At 61.5% G+C, this 2,963-nt stretch carries 1 protein-coding gene; it reads left to right on the top strand.

Going from position 1 to position 2,963, the window contains the following annotated elements; genetic code table 11:
- Positions 1–2,963: AMP-binding protein (locus JSY17_RS25390; RefSeq protein ID WP_206403372.1), on the top strand; the 2,963-nt coding region annotated here is incomplete at both ends.

Raw genomic sequence — 2,963 nt, 5'->3', positions numbered from 1 at the left:
ACCGTGGGCGAGGGCAGTATTCCGATTGGCAAGCCGCTGGCCAATACCCGCCTGTACGTGCTGGATGCCCGTCAGCAACCGGTGCCGCTGGGTGTCACCGGCGAGCTGTATATCGGTGGCGATGGCGTGGCACTGGGGTATCTGAACCGTGCTGACCTGACCGAACAGGTGTTCGTCGCCGATCCGTTCAGCCCCGACCCGGCAGCCCGCCTGTATCGCACCGGCGACCTGGCGTGCTGGCTGGCCGATGGCACGGTGGAATACCGGGGCCGGAATGACCAGCAGGTGAAGATCCGTGGCTTCCGGATTGAAATCGGTGAGATCGAGGCACGTCTGGCGCAATGCGCCGGGGTCAAGGAGTCGGTCGTCCTGGCACGTCAGGATGCGGACGGTGGACCGAAGCAACTGGTGGGTTATGTCACCGCTCTGCCGGGTGAAAGCCTGTCGGTGCAGGCATTGCGCCGTGAACTGAGTGCATCGTTGGCCGACTACATGGTGCCAGTGGCGTTTGTGGTACTGGACAGCCTGCCGCTGACCAACAACGGCAAGCTGGATCGTCGTGCATTGCCTGCACCCGATGCCCAGTCGTATGCCAGCCGTGATTACGAAGCGCCGATAGGGAATGTCGAATCGATACTTGCCGGTCTCTGGGCGGATGTACTCAAGGTCGAGCGTGTAGGGCGTCATGACCACTTCTTCGAGTTGGGTGGCCACTCGCTGCTGGCGGTCAAGCTGATCGAGAAAATGCGTCAGGAAGGCCTGAGTGCCGATGTGCGCGTGCTGTTCAGCCAGCCGACCCTGGCGGCCCTAGCGGCTGCGGTGGGTAGCGGTACGGAGATTCGTGTGCCGGCCAACCTGATCGAGCCGGGTTGTACGCAGATTACCCCCGAGATGCTGCCGCTGCTGGAGATCTGCGAAGCTTCGCTTGAGCGTGTTCTGGCTGCAGTGCCGGGTGGCGCGGCCAATGTGCAGGATATCTACCCGCTGGCACCGCTGCAGGAAGGGATTCTCTACCACCACCTGTCGGCCGAAGCTGGCGACCCGTATGTGCTGCAATCGCAGTACGCCTTTGATAGCCGCAAACGTCTGGAAGACTTTATCCAGGCACTGCAATCGGTCATCGACCGCCACGATATCCTGCGCACGGCCGTGCACTGGAGTGGCCTTGACGAGCCGGTGCAGGTGGTCTGCCGCCATGTAACGCTGCAACCGCAATGGGTCGATCTGGACCCGGCCAATGGGCCTGTTACTGCGCAATTGTCGGAGCGTTTCGATGCCCGTCACTATCGTCTCGACCTGACCCGTGCGCCGCTGCTGCACCTGGCCTGCGCCGAGGACAAGGAGCAAGACCGCTGGGTGGCCACGCTGCTGTTCCATCACCTGGCACTGGACCATACCGCGCTGGAAGTGATGCAGCTTGAAATGCAGGCCTTCCTGCTGGGGACGACCGATCAGCTGGGTGCGGCGATGCCGTATCGCAACTATGTGGCCCAGGCCCGGCTGGGTGTCGAGCCTGCCGCCCATGAAGCCTTCTTCCGCGACATGTTGGGTGATATCGACGAGCCGACCCTGCCGTTTGGCATGCATGACGTGCAAGGCGACGGGCACGGTATCGAAGAGTCGCGTGCGTCTCTGGATGTACAAGTCAGCAGCCGTCTGCGCCAACAGGCTCGGCAGTTGGGTGTCAGCGCCGCCAGCCTGATTCATCTGGCCTGGGCCTTGGTGCTGGGCAAGGTCTCGGCTACCGACGATGTGGTATTCGGCACCGTACTGCTGGGCCGCATGCAAGGCGGCGAGGGGGCCGATCGTGCGCTGGGCATGTTTATCAATACCTTGCCATTGCGAGTCAGCCTCGACCGCAACACTGTGCGTCAGGCCGTGAGTGAGGCCCATGACCGACTCACCGGTCTGCTGGTACACGAGCATGCGTCTCTGGCACTGGCTCAGCGTTGCAGTGGAGTGGCCGCGACCACTCCGTTGTTCAGCGCCTTGCTCAATTATCGTCACAGTAATGTCGTTGCCTCTCAGGAAAGTCTGAGTGCCTGGGAAGGGATACAGAGTCTGGGCGGTGACGAGCGCACCAACTATCCGCTGACCTTGAACGTCGATGATCTGGGTGAAGGCTTCCATTTCACCGTTCTGGCACTGGAAGCCATGGGGGCCCAGCGCATCTGTGGCTATATGCAGGTTGCGCTGCAACAGTTGAGCGATGCACTGGAGCAGGCACCGCAAACACCGCTGCACAGCCTGTCGATTCTGCCGGCTGGCGAGCGTGAGCAGCTGCTGCATCACTGGAATATCAGTGATACGACCTATGCCGATGACCGGCTGATTCACCGAGCCGTTGAAGGCTGGGCCGAAAAACAACCTTCGGCCACGGCGATTCGCTTTGAAGATCGCCTGCTGTCCTATGGCGAACTCAACGCTCGTGCCAACCAGGTTGCGCATCGCCTGATCGAACAGGGCATCGGCCCGGACGATCGGGTGGCGATCTGCGTCGAACGTGGCCCGGAGATGATTATCGGCCTGCTGGGCATCCTCAAGGCCGGTGCAGGTTATGTGCCGATGGATCCGGCTTATCCGGCCGAGCGTCTGGCTTACCTGCTTAACGACAGCGCACCGTTGGCGGTTCTGGTTCAAGCGTCCACCGCAGAAGTACTGTCGGATGTGTCGGTGCCGGTTATCAATCTGGACGATACGCGTTTGCAGGAGCAATCCGTCTCCAACCCGCAGGTGGATTCGTCTTCTTCACATCTGGCCTACGTGATCTACACCTCCGGTTCCACCGGCTTGCCGAAGGGCGTGCAGGTCGAACACCGTAACGTGGCGCGGCTGTTCTCGGCCACTCAGTCGTGGTTCGAATTCGGTCCGACCGATACCTGGGCGCTGTTCCACTCGTTTGCCTTCGACTTCTCGGTCTGGGAAATCTGGGGTGCGCTGGTGCACGGTGGCGAGTTGCTGAT

Source organism: Pseudomonas capsici (assembly GCF_017165765.1).
GTDB classification, from domain to species: Bacteria; Pseudomonadota; Gammaproteobacteria; order Pseudomonadales; family Pseudomonadaceae; genus Aquipseudomonas; species Aquipseudomonas capsici.
The sequence above is the reverse complement of the archived record's forward strand: the minus strand, read 5'-3'. Positions and strand labels throughout refer to the sequence as shown.